The following is a 20,098-nucleotide window of genomic DNA, read 5'->3' as shown; positions in this document are numbered from 1 at the left end:
ATACGGCTTTGCGGGGCGGCCGGGTGGTGCGGGTAGCGTGATCCGGATGGAGACACCGGAGAGCACGCCGCACCTGTCCGAGCCGGCCCTGTTGGAGGCTGCCCGTGTCGACGTGGTGCGGGGCGGGCAGTACCTGCTGCGGGACGTTTCGCTGACCGTCCGGGCCGGGGAGCACTGGGCGGTGCTCGGGGCGAACGGGGCCGGGAAGAGCACCCTGCTGTCACTGCTGGGGGCGGTCGAGCACCCCACCGCGGGCACCGTGAAGGTGCTCGGGCGGCAGCTCGGCAAGGTCGACGTCCGGGAGCTGCGCGGGCACCTCGGGCACGTCAACCCGCGGCACCCGCTGCGCTCCCCGCTGACGGTCCGTCAGGTGGTGCTGACCGGTACCACACAGACCATCGAGCCCGACCTGTGGCACAAGCCCACGGCCGAACAGCTCGACCACGCCGAGGAGTTGATCCGCACCCTGGGCGTCGGGCACCGCGCCGAGAGCCCCTGGACCACGCTCTCCCAGGGCGAGCGCGGCCGGGTCCTGATCGCCCGCGCGCTGATGCCCGAGCCCCGGCTGCTGCTGCTCGACGAACCCGCCACCGGCCTCGACCTGACCGCCCGCGAACAGCTCCTGGAGAGCCTGGACGAACTGCGCGCCCGCTACCCCGAGGTGGCCTCCGTGCTGGTCACCCACCACCTGGAGGAGCTCCCCGAGACCACCAGCCACGCCCTGCTGCTGCGCGACGGCCTGACCACCGCGGCCGGCCCCGCAACCGAGGTACTGACCACCGAACTGGTCTCCGAGTGCTTCCGCCACCCGATCCGGATCGCCCGCAGCGAGGGCCGCTGGTCCGCCCGCACCCGCCGGGGCACCGAGTGACGGCCACGGCGGTGTGGACGCTGCGCCCCGCCACCGCCGCCGACCTGGAACCGCTGGCCGAACTGCGGGCCGCGGCGATGCGCCCCGATCTGGAACGGCTCGGCCGCTACGACGAGCACCGGGTCCGGCAGCGGCTGCGCGACGCGTACCGGCCCGAGCACACCTCGATCATCGACGCCCCCGGGCTGGTCGGCTGCCTGGCGCTCGGCCCCGACGAGCGGCCCGGCACCCTGCTGCTGGAGCACTTCTACCTCGACCCGGCGCTGCACGGCCGCGGCCTGGGCACCGCGGTGCTGCGCGCGGCGCTGGAGCGGGCCGACGCCGCGGGCCTGGCCGTCCGGCTGAACGTGCTGCAGGGCAGCCCCGCCCGGCGGCTGTACGAGCGGCACGGCTTCGCGCTGGAGTCCGAGGATCCGGTCGACGTGTACCTGCACCGCCCCGCCCCTCTCGAAAGGCCCACCACGTGAGCACCCCGCACCGGGCCGCCGTGCTCGGCTCGCCGATCGCCCACTCGCTCTCCCCGGCGCTGCACAACGCCGGGTACGCCGCGCTCGGGCTGGACGGCTGGCAGTACGGCCGGCACGAGGTCGACGAATCGACCCTGGCGGCGTTCGTCACCGCGCTCGACCCCGCCGAGTGGGCCGGCCTGTCGCTGACCATGCCGCTCAAGCGGGCGATCCGGCCGCTGCTGGACACCGTCAGCGACACCGCCCGCGCGGTGGACGCCGTCAACACCGTGGTCCTCGACCGCGACGGGCGGCGGCACGGCGACAACACCGACGTCCCCGGCCTGGTCAACGCGCTGCGCGAACGCGGCGTCGAACGGGTGGAATCGGCCGCGGTGCTGGGCGCCGGGGCCACCGCCTCGTCCGCGCTGGCCGCGCTGGCCCAGGTCTGCGACGGCGAGGTGACCGCGTACGTGCGCAGCGCCGGGCGGGCCGCCGAGATGCGGGCGCTGGGGGAGCGCCTGGGCGTGCCGGTGCGCACCGCCGACTGGGCGGACGGCGCGCGGGCGCTGGACGGGCCGCTGACCGTCTCCACCACGCCGGTCGGGGCCACCGACGGCTTCGCGGCGCAGCTGACGGCCGCGCCGGGCGTGCTGTTCGACGTGCTGTACCACCCGTGGCCGACCGCGTTGGCCGCGGCCTGCCTGGAGCGCGGCGGCACCGTGCTGGGCGGGCTGGACCTGCTGGTGCACCAGGCGGTGCTGCAGTTCGAGCGGTTCACCGGCGTGGAGCGCGGCCCGCTGGCGGCGATGAGGGCGGCGGGGGAGGCGGCGCTCGCGGGCTGAGGCACCCGGCGGCTTCCGGACGTTCGCTGTCCGCCACCCGGACCGTGGCCCCGGTGGCCTGCGGGACGTGAAAGGATCGGAGTTCGCCCGCCGTGTTCCCGCGGCCGGGCAGGACGAGACGCCGGGCCGGCCGCCGTTCACGGCGCGGGCCGCTGACGAAGGAGCTTTCGGTGGGTAGCTTGCGCTGGCTCACGGCGGGGGAGTCGCACGGCCCCGCTCTGGTCGCGACGCTGGAGGGCCTGCCGGCCGGGGTGCCGGTCACCACCGCGATGGTGGCCGACGCGCTGGCCCGCCGCCGGCTCGGGTACGGGCGCGGCGCGCGGATGAAGTTCGAGCAGGACGAGGTGACCTTCCTCGGCGGCGTCCGGCACGGCGAGACCATGGGCTCCCCGGTCGCGGTCATGGTAGGCAACACCGAGTGGCCGAAGTGGGAGCAGGTCATGTCGGCCGACCCGGTCGACCCCGAGGTGCTGGCCGGCCTGGCCCGCAACGAGGCGCTGACCCGCCCGCGCCCCGGCCACGCCGACCTGGCCGGCATGCAGAAGTACTCGCTCGACGAGGCCCGGCCGATCCTGGAGCGCGCCAGCGCCCGGGAGACCGCGGCCCGGGTCGCGCTCGGCGCGGTCGCCCGCTCCTACCTCAAGGAGACCTGCGGCATCGAGATCGTCAGCCACGTGGTGGAGCTGGCCGCCGCCAAGGCCCCGGCCGGCGTGCTGCCGCTGCCCGCCGACGAGGCCCGGCTGGACGAGGACCCGGTGCGCTGCCTGGACGCCGACGCGTCGAAGGCGATGGTCGCCGAGATCGACCAGGCCCACAAGGACGGCGACACCCTGGGCGGCGTGGTCGAGGTGCTGGCGTACGGCGTGCCGGTCGGCCTCGGCTCGCACGTGCACTGGGACCGCCGGCTGGACGCCCGGCTCGCGGCCGCGCTGATGGGCATCCAGGCGATCAAGGGCGTCGAGGTCGGCGACGGCTTCGACCTGGCCCGGATCCCCGGCTCCAAGGCGCACGACGAGATCCTGCCGACCGCCGACGGCATCAAGCGCGCCTCCGGCCGCTCCGGCGGCACCGAGGGCGGCCTGTCCACCGGCGAGCTGCTGCGGGTGCGGGCCGCGATGAAGCCGATCGCCACCGTCCCGCGCGCCCTGCAGACCGTGGACGTGCGCACCGGCGAGCCCGCCAAGGCGCACCACCAGCGCTCCGACGTGTGCGCCGTCCCGGCGGCCGGCATCGTCGCCGAGGCGATGGTGGCGCTGGTGCTGGCGGACGCGGTGGCGGAGAAGTTCGGCGGCGACAACGTCTCCGAGACCCGCCGCAACGTGCAGTCCTACCTCGACAACCTGATCGTCCGATGAGCACGCTGGCCACGCCCGCGGTGGTGCTGGTCGGCCCGCCCGGCAGTGGCAAGTCCACGGTCGGGCGGGTTCTCGCCGAACGCCTCGGCCTGCCGTTCCGCGACACCGACGCCGACATCGAGCGGACCGCGGGCAAGCCCATCCCGGAGATCTTCGTCGACGAGGGCGAGCCGCACTTCCGGCAGCTGGAGCGGGAGGCCGTCCGGGCCGCCGTCACCGGCTTCCCGGGCGTGCTGGCGCTCGGCGGCGGCGCCGTGATGGCGGAGGAGACCCGGGCGCTGCTCGCCCCGCTGCCAGTGGTGTTCCTGGAGGTGGCGCTCGGCGACGCGGTCAAGCGGGTCGGCCTGGACGCCCCCCGCCCGCTGCTCGCGGTCAACCCCCGGGCCCGCTGGCGCGAACTGATGGAGGCCCGCCGCCCGCTCTACCTGGAGGTCGCCACCGCCGTGGCCGACACCGAGGGCCGCACGCCCGAGCAGGTCGCCGACGCCGTACTCGAAGCACTGGAGTTGAAGAACCCCCATGTCTGACGCCGACGTTGTCAGGATCCAGGTGGCCGGCAGTGACGGCCACGCCCCGTACGAGGTGCTGATCGGTCACCAGCTGCTGGGCGAACTCGCCCCGCTGATCGGCCCGAAGGCCAAGCGGGTCGCGGTCATCCACCCGGAGGCGCTGGAGGCCACCGGCGAGGCGATCCGCGAGGACCTCGCCGCGCAGGGCTACGAGGCGATCGCCCTCCAGGTGCCGAACGCCGAGGACGCCAAGAGCGCCGAGGTCGCCGCGTACTGCTGGTCGGTGCTCGGCCAGACCGGCTTCACCCGCAGCGACGTGGTGGTCGGCCTCGGCGGCGGCTCCACCACCGACCTGGCGGGCTTCGTCGCGGCCACCTGGCTGCGCGGGGTGCGCTGGATCTCGGTGCCCACCACGCTGCTCGGCATGGTCGACGCGGCCGTCGGCGGCAAGACCGGCATCAACATCGCCGAGGGCAAGAACATGGTCGGCGCCTTCCACCCGCCCGCGGGCGTGCTGGCCGACCTCGGCACCCTGGAGACCCTCGGCAAGCACGACTACGTCTCCGGCCTGGCCGAGGTGATCAAGGCCGGCTTCATCGCCGACCCGGTCATCCTCGACCTGATCGAGGCCGACCCGGAGGCCGCCACCGGCCCGGCCGGCCCGCACACCCTGGAGCTGATCCGCCGCGCCATCCAGGTCAAGGCCGACGTGGTCTCCGGCGACCTGAAGGAGTCCGGCCGCCGCGAGATCCTCAACTACGGCCACACCCTGGGACACGCCATCGAGCGCAACGAGCGCTACAAGTGGCGGCACGGCGCGGCGATCTCCATCGGCATGGTCTTCGCCGCCGAACTCGGCCGCCTGGCCGGGCGGTTGGACGACGCCACGGCCGACCGGCACCGGGCCGTGCTGGCCTCCGTCGGCCTGCCGCTCACCTACCGCGCCGACGCCTGGCCGAAGCTGCTCGACGCCATGAAGATCGACAAGAAGTCGCGCGGCGACCTGCTGCGCTTCGTCGTCCTGGACGGCCTGGCCAAGACCTCCATCCTGGAGGGCCCCGACCCGTCCGTGCTGGTCGCCGCCTACGGGGAGGTCTCCGGATGAGCACCACCCGCGTCCTGGTCCTGAACGGCCCCAACCTGGGCCGGCTCGGCTCCCGCGAGCCCGACGTGTACGGCTCCACCTCGTACGCCGGGCTGGTCGAGCGGTGCACGAAGCTCGGCGCCGAACTGGGCCTGGCGGTGGAGGTCCGGGAGACCAACTCCGAGGCGGAGATGGTCGGCTGGCTGCACGAGGCGGCGGACGCCGAGACCCCCGTGGTGATCAACCCCGGCGCGTTCACGCACTACTCGTACGCGATGCGCGACGCGGCCGCGCAGCGCACCGCGCCGCTGGTCGAGGTGCACATCTCCAACCCGTACACCCGCGAGACCTTCCGCCACACCTCGGTCATCGCGGCCGTCGCCTCCGGCACCATCGCGGGCTTCGGCCTCGGCTCGTACGAACTCGCCCTGCGCGCCCTCGCGGAGCAGCTCACCACCCGCTGAACGCCCTTTCGGCCCGGCGGCGGACTTGTGCCCGCCACCGGGCCGACGTGTACATTCGGCGCAGGGAGGTGACGGTGAGCCAGTACGCGCAGAACCAGCACGCGGGGGGCCAGGTGCCGCCACGACCTGCGGCGTCCCCGCAGCCGACGGGCCCTCAGCCGCCGTACCCCGGCGCCACCCAGGCGATCCCGACGATCCCGGCGCTGGGACCGACGGGGCCCCGCCCCGACCGCCCGACCGTCCCGCTCAAGGCCGTCGGGCCGATCGCCCCCGGCGGCACCGGGCACTTCCTGCTCCCGACCGGAGGCACGGTCCAACTGCCCGCCCCGCCACCGCAGCAGCCCGCGTTCCCGGCCCCGCCGCCCACCGGCCCGCTCGCCGTCCTGCTGATCGGACCGGCCGGCGCGGGCAAGACCACCGTGGCCCGCCACTGGGCCGAACGCCGGCCCACCCCCACCGCGCACATCAGCCTCGACGACGTCCGCGAATGGGTCCAGTCCGGCTTCGCCAACCCGCAGTCCGGCTGGAACACCGCCTCCGAGGCCCAGTACCGGCTCGCCCGCCGCACCTGCGGCTTCGCCTGCCGCAACTACCTCGCCAACGGCATCTCCTGCATCATCGACGACGCCGTCTTCCCCGACCGCCCCGCGATCGGCCTCGGCGGCTGGAAGCGCCACATCGGCCCCGGCATGATCCCCGTCGTGCTGCTCCCCGGCCTCGACCGGGTCCTCACCCGCAACGCGGAGCGCTCCGGCAACCGCCGCCTCTCCGACGACGAAGTCGCCCGCATCCACGGCCGGATGGCCGGCTGGCGCACCTCCGGCCTCCCGATCATCGACAACTCGAACCTGAGCGTCCCGGAGACCGCCGCCGCCCTCGACCGCGCCGTCCTCAGCCGCCTGCACACCCGCTGAGGGCCCGCGGCGCGGGGCGGGACGCGAGGGAGAGGTTCCGCTGCGCGGCGAGGGCGGGGGCGCACACCGGAGACTGCCCGCTGCGCGGCGAAGCTGCCGCTGCGCGGGACGCGGGGAGGGCCGCTGCCGCGTGCCCGCCCCCGTCAGGGTTCCTGTGCGCGGGGCCGGTGGCGGTCAGTCCTCGGTGAAGTAGTGGTCCTCGTCCAGGTCGTCGAGCAGGCCCGGGTGGGTGGGCCGCCAGTCGAGCAGGGCGCGGGTGGCTTCGGCGGAGGCGGGCAGGTCGAGGGGGACGAGGCGGGCGAGGAAGCCGAAGTGCTCGGCGGCGCGGGCCTCTTCGACGGGGGCGGTGGGGAGGCCGAGGCGGCGGCCGATGCGTTCGGCGATCTCGCGGAAGGGGACGGCCTGGTCGCCGACGCCGTGCAGGCGGGTGCCGGCGGGGGCGTGTTCGAGGGCGAGGCGGTAGAGGCGGGCCGCGTCCAGGGTGTGGACGGCGGGCCAGCGGTTGGCGCCCTCGCCGAGGTAGCCGGAGACGCCGGTGGCGCGGGCGGTGCGGATCAGGACGGGGACGAAGCCGTGCCGGTCCAGCGGGCTGTGCACGACCGGGGGCAGCCGGACGACGGAGGAGCGCACGCCGTCCGCGGCGGCGTCGACGATCGCCCGTTCGGCCTCGGTGCGCGGGGCGCCGGGTGCGACCACGCTCTCCAGCGAGGGCCGGCCGGGGGTGTTGCCGGCGCCCGTGCCGCCGGTGCCGACCAGCGGCTTCCCGGTGCCCGCGAGCGCCTCGACCAGGGCCCGGACGGCCTTCAGGTCGTCGGCCATCGCGCCGGCGTAGTCGCCGCCGAGCATCGCCTCGTGCTTGAAGGCGAGGTGCACCACGCCGTCGGCGGCCGCGGCGGCGTCCCGCAGGCCGTCGAGGTCGTCGAGGTCGCCGCGCCGGACGTCCGCGCCGAGGGCGGTGAGGGCGGCGGCGGAGGCGTCGGAGCGGGCCAGGCCGGTGACCCGGTGGCCGGCGGCGAGCAGGTCGGGGACGAGGGCGGAGCCGAGGTGGCCGCTGGCTCCGGTGACGAAGACGTGCATGGGTGGACCTCCGGAGATCCGAAGTGATGAGACCTTGTCCCATCACCATAGCCCGCAGAGCCCGATGATGCGACCAAGTCCCGTCACGTAGAATCCGGGCATGGCCAGATGGGACCCGAACGCGCGCGAACGGCTGGAGCGCGCGGCGCTCGAACTCTTCGTCCAGCAGGGCTACGACCGCACCACCGTCGCCGAGATCGCCGAGCGCGCCGGCCTGGCCAAGAGCACCTTCTTCCGGCACTTCGCCGACAAGCGCGAGGTGCTCTCCGGCGGCGACGCCTTGGTCCGCCTGCTCACCGACGCGGTCGCCGCCACCCCGCCCGGGGCGGGCCCGCGGCAGGCCGTCGAGGCCGCGCTGGCCGCCGCCGGGGAGCGCGCCTTCACCGCCGAGCGCCACGGGGCCGTCCGCGAGCGCCAGCAGGTGGTCGCCGCCAACCCCGAGCTGACCGAGCGCGAGCTGCTCAAGCGCGAGGCCCTCGCCACCGCCCTCACCGCCGCCCTGCGCGAGCGCGGCACCCCCGACCCGGCCGCCGGCCTCACCGCCGAGCTCGCCCTGCTCGCCCTGCGCACCGCCCTCGCCGCCTGGACCGCCCGCCCCGGCCAGGACTTCACCGCCCTGGCGCTGGCCGAGCTGGCCGCCCTGTGCGAAGCCGCCACCGCCCTCTGAGGCGGCGGCCCGGGCTGTCCGAGCGGCCTGGGAGAATGGACTCCTCGCCACCACCACGACCGAGGAGTTGACCGCCGGTGCCCGAGGGGCATGTGATCCACCGCCTGGCCAGGGAGAACGACGAGCTGTTCGGAGGGCGCCCGGTGCGGGTGTCCAGCCCGCAGGGGCGCTTCGCGGAGGGGGCCGCGCTGATCGACGGGCGGGTGCTGGACGAGGCGGAGGCGCACGGCAAGCACCTGTTCCTGGGCTTCGGCGAGCACTGGCTGCACGTGCACCTGGGGCTGTACGGGAAGTACGACTTCGGGGCGGGCGAGGCCCCGGCGCCGGTCGGCCAGGTCCGGCTGCGGATGGTGAACGACAGCGGCTACGCCGACCTGCGCGGCCCGACCGCCTGCGAGCTGCTCACCCCCGCCGAGAAGGCGGCCGTCCACCGCCGCCTGGGCCCCGACCCGCTGCGCCCCGGCGAGGCGGGCGACGCGGCCTGGCAGCGGATCTCCCGCAGCGGCAGCACGGTCGCCGCGCTGCTGATGGACCAGAAGGTGCTGGCCGGCGTCGGCAACGTGTACCGCGCCGAGGTGCTGTTCCGGCTCGGCATCAGCCCGCACCGCCCCGGCCGCGAGCTGTCCCGCGCCGAGTGGGACGCGATCTGGACGGACCTGGTGGCCCTGATGCGCGACGGCGTGGCCGCCGGCCGGATCGACACCGTCCGCCCCGAGCACACCCCGGAGGCGATGGGCCGCCCGCCGCGGGTGGACGACCACGGCGGCGAGGTGTACGTCTACCGGCGGCACGACCAGCCCTGCCTGGTCTGCGAAACCCCGGTCCGCACCGAGGAGTTGGCGGCCCGGAACCTGTTCTGGTGCCCGCGCTGCCAGCAGTCCTGACGCCCCGTCACCACGGCAAGCCTTGACGCAAGGTTGACCCGGTCTTGGGCGAGGCCCCGGAACGGCGCTCCTATTGTCGGGGCCATGCCCGCTCTCCCGTTCCAGGGGCCGCGTCCCACCCCGGCGCTCCCGGTCCTGCCGTACCGCAAGCCCACCCGGGGCCGTGACTACTGGGTGCTGGACGACGTCCTCCCGGACCCGGACGCGGTGCGCGCCCGGCACCTGGCGCGCACCGACTGGGACGAGGGCTACCCGCACCGGCCGGAGTCCTGGCCGGGCCTGCGGGCGATGCCCGGGCTGGAGCCGGAGGAGCTGGCGCAGGTCGAGAAGCTGGTCCGGGAGGCCACCGGCGCGGAGCGGATCTGGGCGCTGGGCGAGGCCGAGGGCGGCACCTTCAACCACAACTGCGTGCAGGTGGTGGGCGCGGGGGAGTGCGAGCCGCGCCCGCACACCGACTCGCGCTCGCTGTGCCGCTACGCCGCCGTGCTCTACCTCAACCCGACCGTCCCCAAGCGCTGCGGCACCAGCTTCTACCGGCAGAGCCTGCCCGGCGGCCGGCTCGGCGGCAACAGCGTGGTCGCCCCGCACAACAACCTGGTGGACGCCCTCGGCACCCGCTTCGTCCCGCCGGACTCCTTCACCGAGGACCTGGCCGTCCCGCACCGCTACAACCGGCTGCTGCTCTACACCGCCAACCTGATCCACACCGCGACCGAGTACCACGGGGCGACGCTGGCGGAGAAGCGGATGACCTGCGTCTTCTTCTGGATGGCCTGACCCTCCGTCAGCGCGGCCCTGACCAGGCGTGATCTACGCCACCGGACCGGACGCGCCCTTGCCGCCGCACCCGCGCCGGGCCTACGGTGGGCGGGCCGTGGTGTTCGGGAAGCCGGTGCACTGCGACCGTCACGAGAGTGTTCGGTCGCAGGAGTCCGGAGCGGCCCTCGCCACTGTGATCGGGGAGTCGTCGGCTCCCACCCCGTGCCACTGGCCGCTCGCGGCCGGGAAGGCCGGGAGCCGGCGCGCAACACCCCGTCAGCCAGGAGACCGGCCACGGCATCTCACGAAGTGATCCACGAGGTGCTGGAGCGTGAACGCGGATGACCGCGCCCGAATCGACCCTGCCCGGGAACAATCCCGGCTCCCCCCTTCCCTCCTTCCGCTGGCGGCGCGAGGACACCCTGCGCACGGCCGGGTTGATGGCGGTGATCCTGGCCATGCACGCGGTGGCGTTCGGGACGCTGCTGTTCCTGGTCGCGCCGCACCACTACGCCGTCGGCACCCAGGTGTTCGGCGTCGGCCTGGGCCTCACCGCGTACACCCTGGGCATGCGGCACGCCTTCGACGCCGACCACATCGCGGTGATCGACAACACCACCCGCAAGCTGATGGCGGACGGCCGCCGCCCGGTCTCGGTCGGGTTCTGGTTCGCCCTCGGCCACTCCTCGATGGTGGTGCTGATGGCCGCCCTGGTGGCCGGCGGCGCGGCGCTGGCGGGCACCCTGATGGACGAGGACTCCACCACCCACCGGGTGCTGGGCACCGTCGGCACCACCGCGTCCGGCGCCTTCCTCTACCTGATCGCGGCGCTCAACCTGGTCGCCCTGCTGGGCATCTGGCGGGTGTTCCGGGCGATGCGGGAGGGCCAGTACGACGAGGCCGAGCTGGAGAAGCACCTGGCGGCCCGGGGCTTCCTGGCCCGGCTGCTGAACCGGGCCACCCGCTCGATCAGCCGTCCCGGCCAGATGTTCCCGGTCGGCATGGTGCTCGGCCTGGGCTTCGACACCGCCACCGAGGTCACCCTGATGGTGATGGCGGGCTCCGGCGCGGCCTCCGGGCTGCCCTGGTACGCGGTGGTCTGCCTGCCACTGCTGTTCGCCGCCGGGATGAGCCTGTTCGACACGCTGGACGGCACGTTCATGAACTTCGCCTACCAGTGGGCGTTCTCCAACCCGGTCCGCAAGGTGTACTACAACCTGACCATCACGGGGCTGTCGATCGCGGTGGCCTTCGTGATCGGCACCATCGAGCTGGTCGCCGTGCTGCACGACAAGTTCGACCTGGCCGACCCGGTCACCGGCTGGATCGCCGGCCTCAGCCTGGACAACGTCGGCTTCGTGATCGTCGGCCTGTTCGTGGTGGTCTGGGCCGCCGCGATCGGCTACTGGCGGATCGCCAAGCGCTCCCGGACGTTCGCGCGGGCGTCCTGACGGTGCGTCAACCGGTGGCCAGGATCAGCGTCCCGGCCACCGCGAGGCCCGCGCCGAGCACCTGCACCCGCAGCAGCCGCTCCTTCAGCAGGCCGCGCGCCATCAGCGCGGTGACCACCGGGTAGAGCGAGGCCAGCACGGCCGCCACCGCCACCGACCCCAGGTAGGAGGCGGCCGCGTACAGGCCGTTCGCGGCCACGTCGGCGACCCCGACGGCGGTCAGCGCGGGCAACTCGCGCAGGCCCGCCCGCAGTTCGAGCGACTGCCGGCGGGCCTGCGCGGCCAGCATCCCGGCGCCGACCACCGCGTTGGTCAGCCGCTGCGCGCACAGCGTCAGCAGCAGCGCGCCGCCCGCCCCCGCGTGCGCGACCAGCGCCAGCACCGCGCCGAAGGCGAACGCGGCGCCCAGCGTCAGCACCAGCACCCGCCGCCCCACCGCGGGCCCGCCGCGCTGCGGGCCGCCCGCCAGCGCGACCCCGGCGACCGCCACCGCGATCCCCGACCCCTGGACGGCGCCCGGCCGTTCGCCGAGGAACAGGCCCACCCCGATCGGCACCAGCACGCCGACGGTGGCCAGCGGCGACACCACGCCCATCGGCCCGAGCGCCAGTGCCCGGTAGAACGCCAGCAGCGCGAACGGCCCGATCACGCCCGCCGGCACCGCGTACCAGAGGCCCGGCCCCGCCCCACCCGCCGGTGGCGGTCACCGCCACCGCGAGCACCGCGGCGGCGGCCGTCTGCGAGAGCACCACCACCGTCAGCGCGGGCAGCCGCCGGGTGATCGCCCCGCCCCCGTAGTCGGCGACGCCCCACAGCAGGCTGGCGAGCAGCGCGAAGGCGGCGCTCACGGGGCGGCGGAGCAGGAGGCGGACAGCATGGTGGACCTCGCAGTACAGTCGGTGGATCTGTCGATGCCGCCGCAGCATAGTTCAACCCACTGCACTGCCCCAACCAGAATATTGGACTGCCCGTGCCGGACGCCGATCTCGTCACCCAGGCCCTCGCCCGCAACCTCAAACGGCTGCGCCTCGAACGCGGCCACACCCTGGACGCCCTGGCCGCCCGCTCCGGGGTCAGCCGCGGCATGGTCGTCCAGATCGAACAGGCCCGCACCAACCCCAGCATCGGCACCGTGGTCCGGCTCGCCGACGCGCTGGGCGTCTCGATCGCCCGGCTGCTCGACTACGACGCCTCCGCCGCCGTCCGGATCGTCCCCGTCGAGGACGCCGTCCGGCTGTGGACCGGCCCCGGCGGCGGCAGCGGCACCCTGCTCGGCGGCACCGAGGCCCCCGGCCCGCTGGAGCTGTGGTCCTGGCACCTGCAGCCCGGCGAGAGGCACGACTCCGACCCGCACCCGCCCGGCACCGTCGAGATCGCCCGGGTCGACGAGGGCGTCCTCACCCTCACCCTGGACGGCCGCGACCACCTCGTCCCGGCCGGCTCCACCGCCTCCTACGAGGCCGGCACCGCCCACGGCTACCGCAACGACGGCGACGCGCCGTGCCTGGTCACCATGGTGGTCTCGGTCCCCCCGCCCGGCGCATAGCGAAAGGGCCCCGGGCGAACCCGGGGCCCTCCAGCGGCCGTTCAGTGGCCGTTCAGCCGCCGTACCGGCGCCGGTACAGCTCGACCCGGCCCTCGGTGTCCATCAGGCGGGCCCTGCCGGTGTAGAACGGGTGGCTCGCCGAGGACGTCTCCACGTCCACCACCGGGTACGTCCGCCCGTCCGCCCACGCGACCGTCCGGTCGCTCCAGGCGGTGAAGGGGGCACCCCCGGCCGAAGGCTGGGGGAGGGTCAGGAACGACAGGCCCCCGGTCTTGTCGCGGAACACCACCGGACGGTACTCGGGGTGAATTCCCTGCTGCATGGCTGCTCCTCCTCGTCGTGCGTGTGCCGGTCGGACGGGCCCCGCGGTCAGCGGGCCTCGCGGAACTCCACGTGGCGCCCCGCCACCGGGTCGAACTTCTTCAGGACCATCCGGTCCGGGTCGTTGCGGCGGTTCTTCCGCGTCACGTACGTGAACCCGGTGCCCGCCGTGGACCGGAGCGTGACCACCGGTCGCAGCTCGCTGCGTGCCATCGCCTCTGCCTCCCTCTCCCGGCAACGATTGCCGTTTTCACTACGCCACAACGCGAGGCCCCCCGCCCGCATTCCCGCCCCCGTCCGCCGGTCCCGACAGGCGCCCTGGGGCCCCCGTTCGTAGGCTCGGACCATGTCCGACGCGCACGCCGCCCGACGCGAACGCCTCCGCGAGTACTGCAGCGCCTCCGGGGCCGACGCCGCGCTCATCACGCGCGCCGCCAACGTCCGCTACCTGACCGGCTGCCCGCCGCTGGGCGCCGCGCTGCTGCTCACCCGCGAGCGCGCGGTGCTCGCGGTGCCCGAGGACGCGGAGCCCGCCGAGGGCGGCGAGGACGGCGAGCGCAGGCTCGACGCGGAGGTCACCCGGCTGCCGGTGCCCGCCGAGGCCGACGCCGCGTCCTCCGCCGCCGAGGCCGCCGCCCGGCTCGGGGTGCGCGACCTCGCGGTCGAGGAGCACGACCTCACGGTGGCCCGGCACCGCACCGTCGCCCGGGCCGTCGGCCCGGCCCGGCTGCTGGACCTGGACCGGGCCGTGGAGCGGCTGCGGGTGGTCAAGGACGAGTACGAGATCGCCGACCTGCGGATCGCCGCCGAGATCGCCGACCAGGCCCTCGGCGAGCTGCTCGAGTCGATCCTGGTCGGCCGCACCGAGCGGCACCTGGCGATGGAGCTGGAGCGCCGGATGATCGACCACGGCGCCGACCGGGCCGCCTTCCCGGTCTCCGTCGGCACCGGCAGCCACTCCGGCCTCGAACACCACCGGCCCACCGACCGCCGGGTCGAGGAGGGCGACTTCCTCACCGTCGCGCTCGGCGCCCGCTACCGCGGCTACGGCATCTCCACCGCCCGCACCTTCGTGATCGGCGCCGCCCCCGCCGCCTGGCAGGTCGAGCTGCACCGGCTGGTCTTCCGCGCCCAGCGGGCCGGCCGGGAGGCCCTCGGTCCCGGCGTCGAGCAGCACGTCCCGGACGACGCGGCCCGCTCGATCCTCCAGGCCGCGGGCCACGCCGAACGCTCCGTCCACGCCCTGGGGCACGGCATCGGCCTGGAGATCCGGGAGGCTCCGCGCCTGGGGCCCGCCGACATGGGTAAACTGGACAACCGCGTGCCGGTCACCGTCGGCCCCGGGGTGCATCTCCCGGGTCGTGGCGGGGTCCGGATCGAGGACACGCTCGTGGTGCGGCCTCCCGAGGAGGGCGGGCCCGAGCTGCTCACCATCACCACCAAGGAGCTCCTCGCGCTGTGACCGGAAGCGGTCCCGGCGGCGCGCGGCTTGGTGTTCCTTGACAGCGGACATATCAGGAGTAAGTGCGCCCGTGGCTACCACGAACGATCTCAAGAACGGCATGGTCCTCAAGCTGGACGGCGGCAAGCTCTGGACCGTCGTCGAGTTCCAGCACGTCAAGCCCGGCAAGGGCCCGGCCTTCGTGCGCACCAAGCTGAAGGAGGTCCTGTCCGGCAAGGTCGTCGAGAAGACCTTCAACGCGGGCATCAAGGTCGAGACCGCCAACGTCGACAAGCGGACCATGCAGTACTCCTACCGCGACGGCGACGCGTTCATCTTCATGGACATGGACACCTACGACCAGGTCCCGGTCGACTCCGCCACCGTCGGCGACGCCGCCAACTACCTGCTCGAGGGCTTCGAGGCCCTGGTCGCGCAGAACGAGGGCGTCCCGCTGTACGTCGAGCTCCCCGCCGCGGTCGAGCTGGTCATCGCCGAGACCGAGCCGGGCCTGCAGGGCGACCGCTCCACCGGCGGCACCAAGCCCGCCACCCTGGAGACCGGCGCCGAGATCCAGGTGCCGCTGTTCGTCACCACCGGCGAGAAGGTCAAGGTCGACACCCGCGACGGCAGCTACCTCGGCCGGGTCAAGTAACCGTGGCCTCTGCTCGTAGCAAGGCCCGCACCCGGGCCTTCCAGATCCTGTTCGAGGCGGACCACCGCGGCGTGTCCCCCGAGCGGGTGCTCGCCGACTGGATCGCGCGGGCCCGCGACCCCCGCCCCGACGAGGGCATCCCGCAGGTCGCGGAGTACACCATGCAGCTGGTCGAGGGCTACGCGCAGCACGCGCGCACCATCGACGACCTGATCTCCACCTACGCGGTGGGCTGGACGCTCGACCGGATGCCGGTCGCCGACCGGAACGTGCTCCGGCTCGGCGCGTACGAGCTGATCTGGGAGGACGGCACGCCCGACGCGGTGGTCCTGGACGAGTCGGTGGAGATCGCCAAGGAGTACTCCACGGACGAGTCGCCGGCCTTCGTGAACGGCCTGCTCGCCCGCTTCATGGAGCTCAAGCCGAGCATTCGGCGCTGAGCACCAGCACGCCCCTTCGGAGGCCGCCGGACCTGTCGGTCCGGCGGCCTCCGCGCGTAAGCTACCGGCAAGTAATGTTTTTGCCCGCTGCGCAGAAGGGCCGCGAAGCCATGCCGGAAACCACCACCGCGTCCGAGTTCGACCGGGGCATCGCCCTCGCCCCGCACCCCGACGAGCCCGGCCGCTACGACGGCGAGCTCGGCGGGGGCTGGCAGATCGGCGGCGGCGTCAACGGCGGCCTGCTGCTCGCCTTCGCCGCGCACGCGCTCGCCCTCGAAGCCGGACCGGCGCACCCGCACCCGCTCACCGTCAGCGGCACCTACGTCTCCGCCTCCCGGCCCGGGCCGGCGACCGTCCGCACCGAGATCGTCCGGCGCGGCCGCAGCCTCGCCACCGGCAGCGCGATCCTCTCCCAGGGCGGCGAGGAGCGGCTGCGGGTCACCGCCTCGTTCACCGACCTTGCCGCGCTCGACGACGAGGTCGCCACCACCGCGCTGCCGCCGACCCTGCCCACGCCCGAGCAGTGCATCGGCATCGAGCACGCCCCGCGCGAACTCATCGCCCAGGCCGCCCTGTTGGAGCGCCTCGACCTGCGCCTCGACCCCGCCACCGTCGGCTGGGCGCTCGGCCAGCCCTCCAAGGAGGGCCGCATCCAGGGCTGGTTCCGGCTCGCCGACCGGCGCCCCGCCGACCCGCTCTCCCTGCTGCTCACCGCCGACGCCCTCCCCCCGGTCACCTTCGACCTCGGCCGCCCCGGCTGGGCCCCCACCATCGAACTCACCGTCCACCTCCGCGCCCTCCCCGCCGACGGCTGGCTCCGGGTCTCGCACGCCACCCGCAACGTGGCCGGCGGCTACTTCGAGGAGGACTGCGAGATCTGGGACGAGAACGGCCGACTGGTCGCCCAGTCCCGCCAGTTGGCCAAGACCCCGCGCTGACCCGCGGGCGGTGCACGGTCAGTTGCAGAGTTGTGACAGGCCGTGTGTGTGGGGCGGGTGTGGGCGGGGAGGACTGGGGCAGCAGTTGCTCGACCGAGAGACCCGGGAGCCACCCATGTCCAGGAACAGCCGCCGGCCGCGCCGGCTCAGCGGGGAGCCCTCGTGCCGGGGCGAAGAGGTCTTCGTGACGGGGATCCTCACCAGCGAGGCGGACTTCCGGCGGGTGCGGGCCTGGCGGGTGACGGACGCGGCGGACTACCCGACGTACCTGCGGGAGGCCGGGGAACTGCTGGCCGGGGCGGTGGAGGAGTACGGGACGGTCCGGGCCCGGATGTTCCACCCGGAGGACTTCGCCGACTACTGCCTGCTGCACGGGCTGGACGTGCGGGAGCAGGCCGCGCGGGACGGCTACCTGGTCAACCCGCCGCTGCAGACCCAGCTGGTGACGTACCGCGGGGAGGACCTGGCGGACTTCCTGCCGCGGCTGGTCCGGGCCCGCGAGGGCGGGCTGGCGCTGCGGTACGCGGACCTGCTGATGGACGGGGCGCTGTGCGGCCCGGAGCACGCGGCGGCCGACCCGCGGGCGCGGTGGACGTACCAGCAGGCGTCCGAGGTGTTCCGCCGGGTGCTGGTCGGCGCGGGCTGCGGGGCGTACGAGTTCCGGGTGGTGGTGGACGCGCCGGGCGGGCCGCTGGAGGCCCGGGCGCGGGTGCTGCACTGGGAGGACGGCGCGGTCCGGATCAACGACGAGGACCTGGACCTGGTCACCGCGGTGCTGTGCGCCGGGCTGTACTGCGAACTGCCGGGCGCCGCGGTGCTGCACGGGACGCAGGGCTCGGGCGCGCTGTGCGGCGAGTACCGGCAGGTGGCCTGGGCCTGGCGGAGCACCGGGTACGAGTGGTCGCCGGCCGAGCTGGCGGTGGCCGGGGTCGCGGCGGGCCCCGGGTTCAGCCTGGGCACGGTGGTCTGAGGACGCGCAGCAGCGGGGCGGGAGACCGGAACTTCCGGTCTCCCGCCCCGCTGTGACGTTTCTTCAAACGGGCGACTGGCCGACCGAGGTCAGCTGGCGTCCTCCTCGCGGACGGCGCGGCGCGCATCCGGGTTCAGCACGCCCCAGCTGATCAGCTGCTCGGTGAGGATCGAGGGGGACTGGTCGTAGATGACGGCCAGCGTGCGCAGGTCGTCCTGGCGGATCGAGAGCACCTTGCCGTTGTAGTCGCCGCGCTGCGACTGGATGGTCGCGGCGTAGCGCTGCAGCGGGCCGGCCTTCTCGGACGGGACCTGGGTGAGGCGCTCCAGGTCGAGCACCAGGCGCGGCGGCGGCTCGGCGGCGCCGCCCGGGGTGCCGCCGGGCAGCAGCTCCTGGACCGGCACGCCGTAGAACTCGGCCAGCTCGGCGAGGCGCTGCACGGTGACCGCGCGGTCGCCGCGCTCGTAGGAGCCGACGACCACAGCCTTCCAGCGACCCTGGGACTTCTCCTCGACGCCGTGCAGGGAGAGCCCCTGCTGAGTGCGGATCGCCCGGAGCTTGGCTCCGAGCTGCTTCGCGTAGTCGCTGGACAATGGATCTCCCCGGACGAGATTGCTTCGCGTGCGCTGAAAAGTGAGCGACGACAGGTCCCTGCAGAGCACCTTCGTAACTCACTGTGAGGTTACGTAGAGTGAGGGTTGCGCGTCAAGCCGAATGGGGCACTCGTGCGAACGGGCGGCGAACGGCCTTCGATCAGCACGCTGCTACCATGGGCGAGGCTCCGGCTGCGGCCGGAAACCATTCCAGACATCCTTTAAGACCGTCCCGTGAGGCGGAGAAGGAGGTCCGCTTCGGCATGACCACACCCAGTTCACCCCCCCGCGCCCCGCACCAGGTGCTGGACGCCACCGACATCGCCCGGGTCATCACCCGGATCGCCCACGAGATCGTGGAACGCGCCAAGGGCGCGGAGGACGTGGTGCTGCTCGGCATCCACACCCGCGGTGTCCACCTCGCCCGCCGGCTGCAGGGCAAGCTGACCCAGATCACCGGCCGGGACATCCCGTTCGGGACGCTGGACATCACCATGTACCGGGACGACCTGCGGCTGAAGCCCGCCCGGGCCCTGGAGCACACCGAGATCCCGGCCGAGGGCATCGACGGCAAGCTGGTGATCCTGGTCGACGACGTGCTGTTCTCCGGCCGGACCATCCGGGCCGCGCTCGACGCGCTCAGCGACATCGGCCGCCCGCGCGCCGTCCGCCTCGCCGTCCTGGTCGACCGCGGGCACCGCGAACTCCCCATCCGCGCCGACTACGTGGGCAAGAACCTGCCCACCTCCCTGCGCGAGGCCGTGCAGGTCCGGCTGGCCGAGTCCGACGGGCTGGACACCGTCCTGCTGGGCGACCGCGACTACGCCGCCCGCTCCTCCCAGGCCCTTGCGGCCGACACCGAACTCCCGGAGTAGAACCGCGTGAAGCGCCACCTCGTCTCCACCGCCGACCTCGGCCGCGACGACGCCCTGCTGATCCTGGACACCGCCGAGGAGCTCTCCCAGTTCTCCGGACGGGCCGTCAAGAAGCTGCCCACGCTGCGCGGGCGCACCGTCGTCAACCTGTTCTTCGAGGACTCCACCCGCACCAAGACCTCCTTCGAGGTCGCCGAGAAGCGGCTGTCCGCGGACGTCATCAACTTCTCCGCCAAGGGCTCCTCGGTCTCCAAGGGCGAGAGCCTCAAGGACACCGCGCTGACCCTGCAGGCGATGGGCGCCGACGCGGTGGTCATCCGGCACCACGCCTCCGGCGCGCCCGCCCGGCTGGCCGGCTCGGACTGGCTGCACGGCTCGGTGATCAACGCCGGCGACGGCACCCACGAGCACCCCACCCAGGCCCTGCTGGACGCCTTCACCCTGCGCCGCCACCTCAACCCGGGCGCCGGGCGGGACCTGGCCGGCCGCAAGGTCGCCATCGTCGGCGACATCCTGCACAGCCGGGTCGCCCGCTCCAACGTGCACCTGCTGACCACGCTCGGCGCCGAGGTCACCTTCGTCGCCCCGCCGACCCTGCTGCCGATCGGCATCGAGACCTGGCCGTGCGAGGTCTCCTACGACCTCGACAGCGTGCTGCCCAAGGCCGACGCGGTGATGATGCTGCGGGTCCAGCGCGAGCGGATGAACGCCGCGTTCTTCCCCACCGAGCGCGAGTACTCCCGCCGCTACGGGCTGGACGGCGCCCGGCTGGCCAAGCTGCCCGAGCACGCCATCGTGATGCACCCCGGCCCGATGGTCCGCGGCATGGAGATCACCGCCGAGGTCGCCGACTCGCCGCGCTGCACCGTGGTCGAGCAGGTCGCCAACGGCGTCTCGGTCCGGATGGCCGTGCTCTACCTGTTGGTCGGCGGCGCCACCCTCGCCGACGCCCCCCGCACCACCGAACTCCCGGAGGCCGCCCAGTGACCACCT

24 protein-coding genes, 1 pseudogene and 1 riboswitch are annotated in these 20,098 nt (G+C 74.1%); of the genes and pseudogenes, 20 read left to right on the top strand and 5 right to left on the bottom strand.

Annotated elements, in window-relative coordinates; translation table 11 throughout:
* Nucleotides 1-46 precede the first annotated feature (46 nt).
* The 8 genes from OU787_RS04240 to OU787_RS04205 all read left to right on the top strand — a co-directional run bounded on the left by OU787_RS04240 (nt 47) and on the right by OU787_RS04205 (nt 6,488).
* Nucleotides 47-871: an ABC transporter ATP-binding protein gene (locus OU787_RS04240; protein WP_268658594.1), complete on the top strand. Its 825-nt coding sequence runs from the start codon at nt 47-49 to the stop codon at nt 869-871.
* A complete protein-coding gene (locus OU787_RS04235) occupies nt 868-1,338 on the top strand; it encodes a GNAT family N-acetyltransferase (protein WP_268658593.1) in 471 nt (156 codons plus the stop codon). The genes OU787_RS04240 and OU787_RS04235 overlap by 4 nt, the downstream gene beginning before the upstream one ends.
* On the top strand, nt 1,335-2,162 hold the full coding sequence (locus OU787_RS04230; protein ID WP_030459151.1) for a shikimate dehydrogenase: 828 nt from the start codon (nt 1,335-1,337) through the stop codon (nt 2,160-2,162). Before OU787_RS04235 ends, OU787_RS04230 begins: the two co-directional genes overlap by 4 nt.
* A gap of 170 nt (nt 2,163-2,332) precedes the next feature.
* On the top strand, nt 2,333-3,517 hold the full coding sequence (gene aroC, locus OU787_RS04225) for a chorismate synthase (protein ID WP_268658592.1): 1,185 nt from the start codon (nt 2,333-2,335) through the stop codon (nt 3,515-3,517).
* A complete protein-coding gene (locus OU787_RS04220) occupies nt 3,514-4,044 on the top strand; it encodes a shikimate kinase (RefSeq protein ID WP_268658591.1) in 531 nt (176 codons plus the stop codon). The genes aroC and OU787_RS04220 overlap by 4 nt, the downstream gene beginning before the upstream one ends.
* Nucleotides 4,037-5,131 (top strand): 3-dehydroquinate synthase, encoded by a 1,095-nt coding sequence (gene aroB / locus OU787_RS04215; RefSeq protein WP_268658590.1) that lies wholly within the window; start codon nt 4,037-4,039, stop codon nt 5,129-5,131. Before OU787_RS04220 ends, aroB begins: the two co-directional genes overlap by 8 nt.
* Nucleotides 5,128-5,574: a type II 3-dehydroquinate dehydratase gene (gene aroQ / locus OU787_RS04210; protein ID WP_030459155.1), complete on the top strand. Its 447-nt coding sequence runs from the start codon at nt 5,128-5,130 to the stop codon at nt 5,572-5,574. The genes aroB and aroQ overlap by 4 nt, the downstream gene beginning before the upstream one ends.
* A gap of 74 nt (nt 5,575-5,648) precedes the next feature.
* The gene (locus OU787_RS04205; protein WP_268658589.1) at nt 5,649-6,488 is read left to right on the top strand and encodes an AAA family ATPase; all 840 of its coding nucleotides are present in this window, start codon (nt 5,649-5,651) and stop codon (nt 6,486-6,488) included.
* A 174-nt stretch (nt 6,489-6,662) separates the two neighbouring features.
* Here OU787_RS04205 and OU787_RS04200 read toward each other — a convergent pair whose 3' ends face one another.
* Nucleotides 6,663-7,565 carry an SDR family oxidoreductase gene (locus OU787_RS04200; protein ID WP_268658588.1) on the bottom strand — a complete coding sequence of 301 codons (903 nt, stop codon included), beginning with the start codon at nt 7,563-7,565 and terminating at the stop codon, nt 6,663-6,665.
* A gap of 100 nt (nt 7,566-7,665) precedes the next feature.
* Between OU787_RS04200 and OU787_RS04195 the strand changes: the two genes are divergently transcribed.
* The 4 genes from OU787_RS04195 to OU787_RS04180 all read left to right on the top strand — a co-directional run bounded on the left by OU787_RS04195 (nt 7,666) and on the right by OU787_RS04180 (nt 11,326).
* Complete coding sequence (locus OU787_RS04195) at nt 7,666-8,232, top strand: helix-turn-helix domain-containing protein (protein WP_268658587.1); 567 nt, start codon at nt 7,666-7,668, stop codon at nt 8,230-8,232.
* 77 nt (nt 8,233-8,309) lie between these two features.
* Entirely contained in the window at nt 8,310-9,116 is an 807-nt protein-coding gene (locus OU787_RS04190; protein WP_268658586.1) for an Fpg/Nei family DNA glycosylase, read from the top strand.
* An 84-nt stretch (nt 9,117-9,200) separates the two neighbouring features.
* On the top strand, nt 9,201-9,893 hold the full coding sequence (locus OU787_RS04185; protein WP_268658585.1) for a DUF6445 family protein: 693 nt from the start codon (nt 9,201-9,203) through the stop codon (nt 9,891-9,893).
* 81 nt (nt 9,894-9,974) lie between these two features.
* A riboswitch (cobalamin riboswitch) is annotated at nt 9,975-10,186 on the top strand.
* Nucleotides 10,187-10,216: 30 nt separating this feature from the next.
* Nucleotides 10,217-11,326, top strand: a complete 1,110-nt coding sequence (locus OU787_RS04180) for a HoxN/HupN/NixA family nickel/cobalt transporter (RefSeq protein ID WP_268658584.1) — start codon at nt 10,217-10,219, stop codon at nt 11,324-11,326.
* A 7-nt stretch (nt 11,327-11,333) separates the two neighbouring features.
* Here OU787_RS04180 and OU787_RS04175 read toward each other — a convergent pair.
* A pseudogene (locus tag OU787_RS04175) lies at nt 11,334-12,174 on the bottom strand (EamA family transporter).
* Nucleotides 12,175-12,296: 122 nt separating this feature from the next.
* Here OU787_RS04175 and OU787_RS04170 point away from each other — a divergent pair.
* Nucleotides 12,297-12,872, top strand: coding sequence for a helix-turn-helix domain-containing protein (locus tag OU787_RS04170; RefSeq protein WP_268658583.1), 576 nt, complete (start codon nt 12,297-12,299; stop codon nt 12,870-12,872).
* Between the two features lie 52 nt (nt 12,873-12,924).
* Here the strand turns inward: OU787_RS04170 and OU787_RS04165 are convergent, their stop codons facing one another.
* A complete protein-coding gene (locus tag OU787_RS04165; RefSeq protein WP_268658582.1) occupies nt 12,925-13,194 on the bottom strand; it encodes a type B 50S ribosomal protein L31 in 270 nt (89 codons plus the stop codon).
* Nucleotides 13,195-13,241: 47 nt separating this feature from the next.
* Nucleotides 13,242-13,406, bottom strand: coding sequence for a 50S ribosomal protein L33 (gene rpmG / locus OU787_RS04160; RefSeq protein ID WP_030459165.1), 165 nt, complete (start codon nt 13,404-13,406; stop codon nt 13,242-13,244).
* Between the two features lie 133 nt (nt 13,407-13,539).
* Here rpmG and OU787_RS04155 point away from each other — a divergent pair, with 133 nt between their 5' ends.
* From OU787_RS04155 to OU787_RS04135, 5 genes are all read left to right on the top strand, one after another.
* A complete protein-coding gene (locus OU787_RS04155) occupies nt 13,540-14,655 on the top strand; it encodes an aminopeptidase P family protein (RefSeq protein WP_268658581.1) in 1,116 nt (371 codons plus the stop codon).
* 70 nt (nt 14,656-14,725) lie between these two features.
* Nucleotides 14,726-15,289, top strand: a complete 564-nt coding sequence (efp, locus tag OU787_RS04150; RefSeq protein WP_268658580.1) for an elongation factor P — start codon at nt 14,726-14,728, stop codon at nt 15,287-15,289.
* A 2-nt stretch (nt 15,290-15,291) separates the two neighbouring features.
* The gene (gene nusB, locus OU787_RS04145; protein WP_030459168.1) at nt 15,292-15,729 is read left to right on the top strand and encodes a transcription antitermination factor NusB; all 438 of its coding nucleotides are present in this window, start codon (nt 15,292-15,294) and stop codon (nt 15,727-15,729) included.
* 110 nt (nt 15,730-15,839) lie between these two features.
* Nucleotides 15,840-16,667 carry a thioesterase family protein gene (locus OU787_RS04140; RefSeq protein ID WP_268658579.1) on the top strand — a complete coding sequence of 276 codons (828 nt, stop codon included), beginning with the start codon at nt 15,840-15,842 and terminating at the stop codon, nt 16,665-16,667.
* 115 nt (nt 16,668-16,782) lie between these two features.
* A complete protein-coding gene (locus tag OU787_RS04135; RefSeq protein ID WP_030459170.1) occupies nt 16,783-17,637 on the top strand; it encodes a hypothetical protein in 855 nt (284 codons plus the stop codon).
* An 89-nt stretch (nt 17,638-17,726) separates the two neighbouring features.
* Here the strand turns inward: OU787_RS04135 and bldD are convergent, their stop codons facing one another.
* Nucleotides 17,727-18,230, bottom strand: coding sequence for a transcriptional regulator BldD (gene bldD, locus OU787_RS04130; RefSeq protein WP_030459171.1), 504 nt, complete (start codon nt 18,228-18,230; stop codon nt 17,727-17,729).
* 263 nt (nt 18,231-18,493) lie between these two features.
* Between bldD and pyrR the strand changes: the two genes are divergently transcribed.
* Together pyrR and OU787_RS04120 are read left to right on the top strand one after the other, a co-directional pair.
* Nucleotides 18,494-19,105 carry a bifunctional pyr operon transcriptional regulator/uracil phosphoribosyltransferase PyrR gene (gene pyrR, locus OU787_RS04125; RefSeq protein ID WP_030459172.1) on the top strand — a complete coding sequence of 204 codons (612 nt, stop codon included), beginning with the start codon at nt 18,494-18,496 and terminating at the stop codon, nt 19,103-19,105.
* Nucleotides 19,106-19,111: 6 nt separating this feature from the next.
* Entirely contained in the window at nt 19,112-20,092 is a 981-nt protein-coding gene (locus tag OU787_RS04120) for an aspartate carbamoyltransferase catalytic subunit (protein ID WP_030459173.1), read from the top strand.
* Nucleotides 20,093-20,098: the final 6 nt, after the last annotated feature.

Source organism: Kitasatospora sp. YST-16 (assembly GCF_026802215.1).
GTDB classification, from domain to species: Bacteria; Actinomycetota; Actinomycetes; order Streptomycetales; family Streptomycetaceae; genus Kitasatospora; species Kitasatospora cineracea.
The sequence above is the reverse complement of the archived record's forward strand: the minus strand, read 5'-3'. Positions and strand labels throughout refer to the sequence as shown.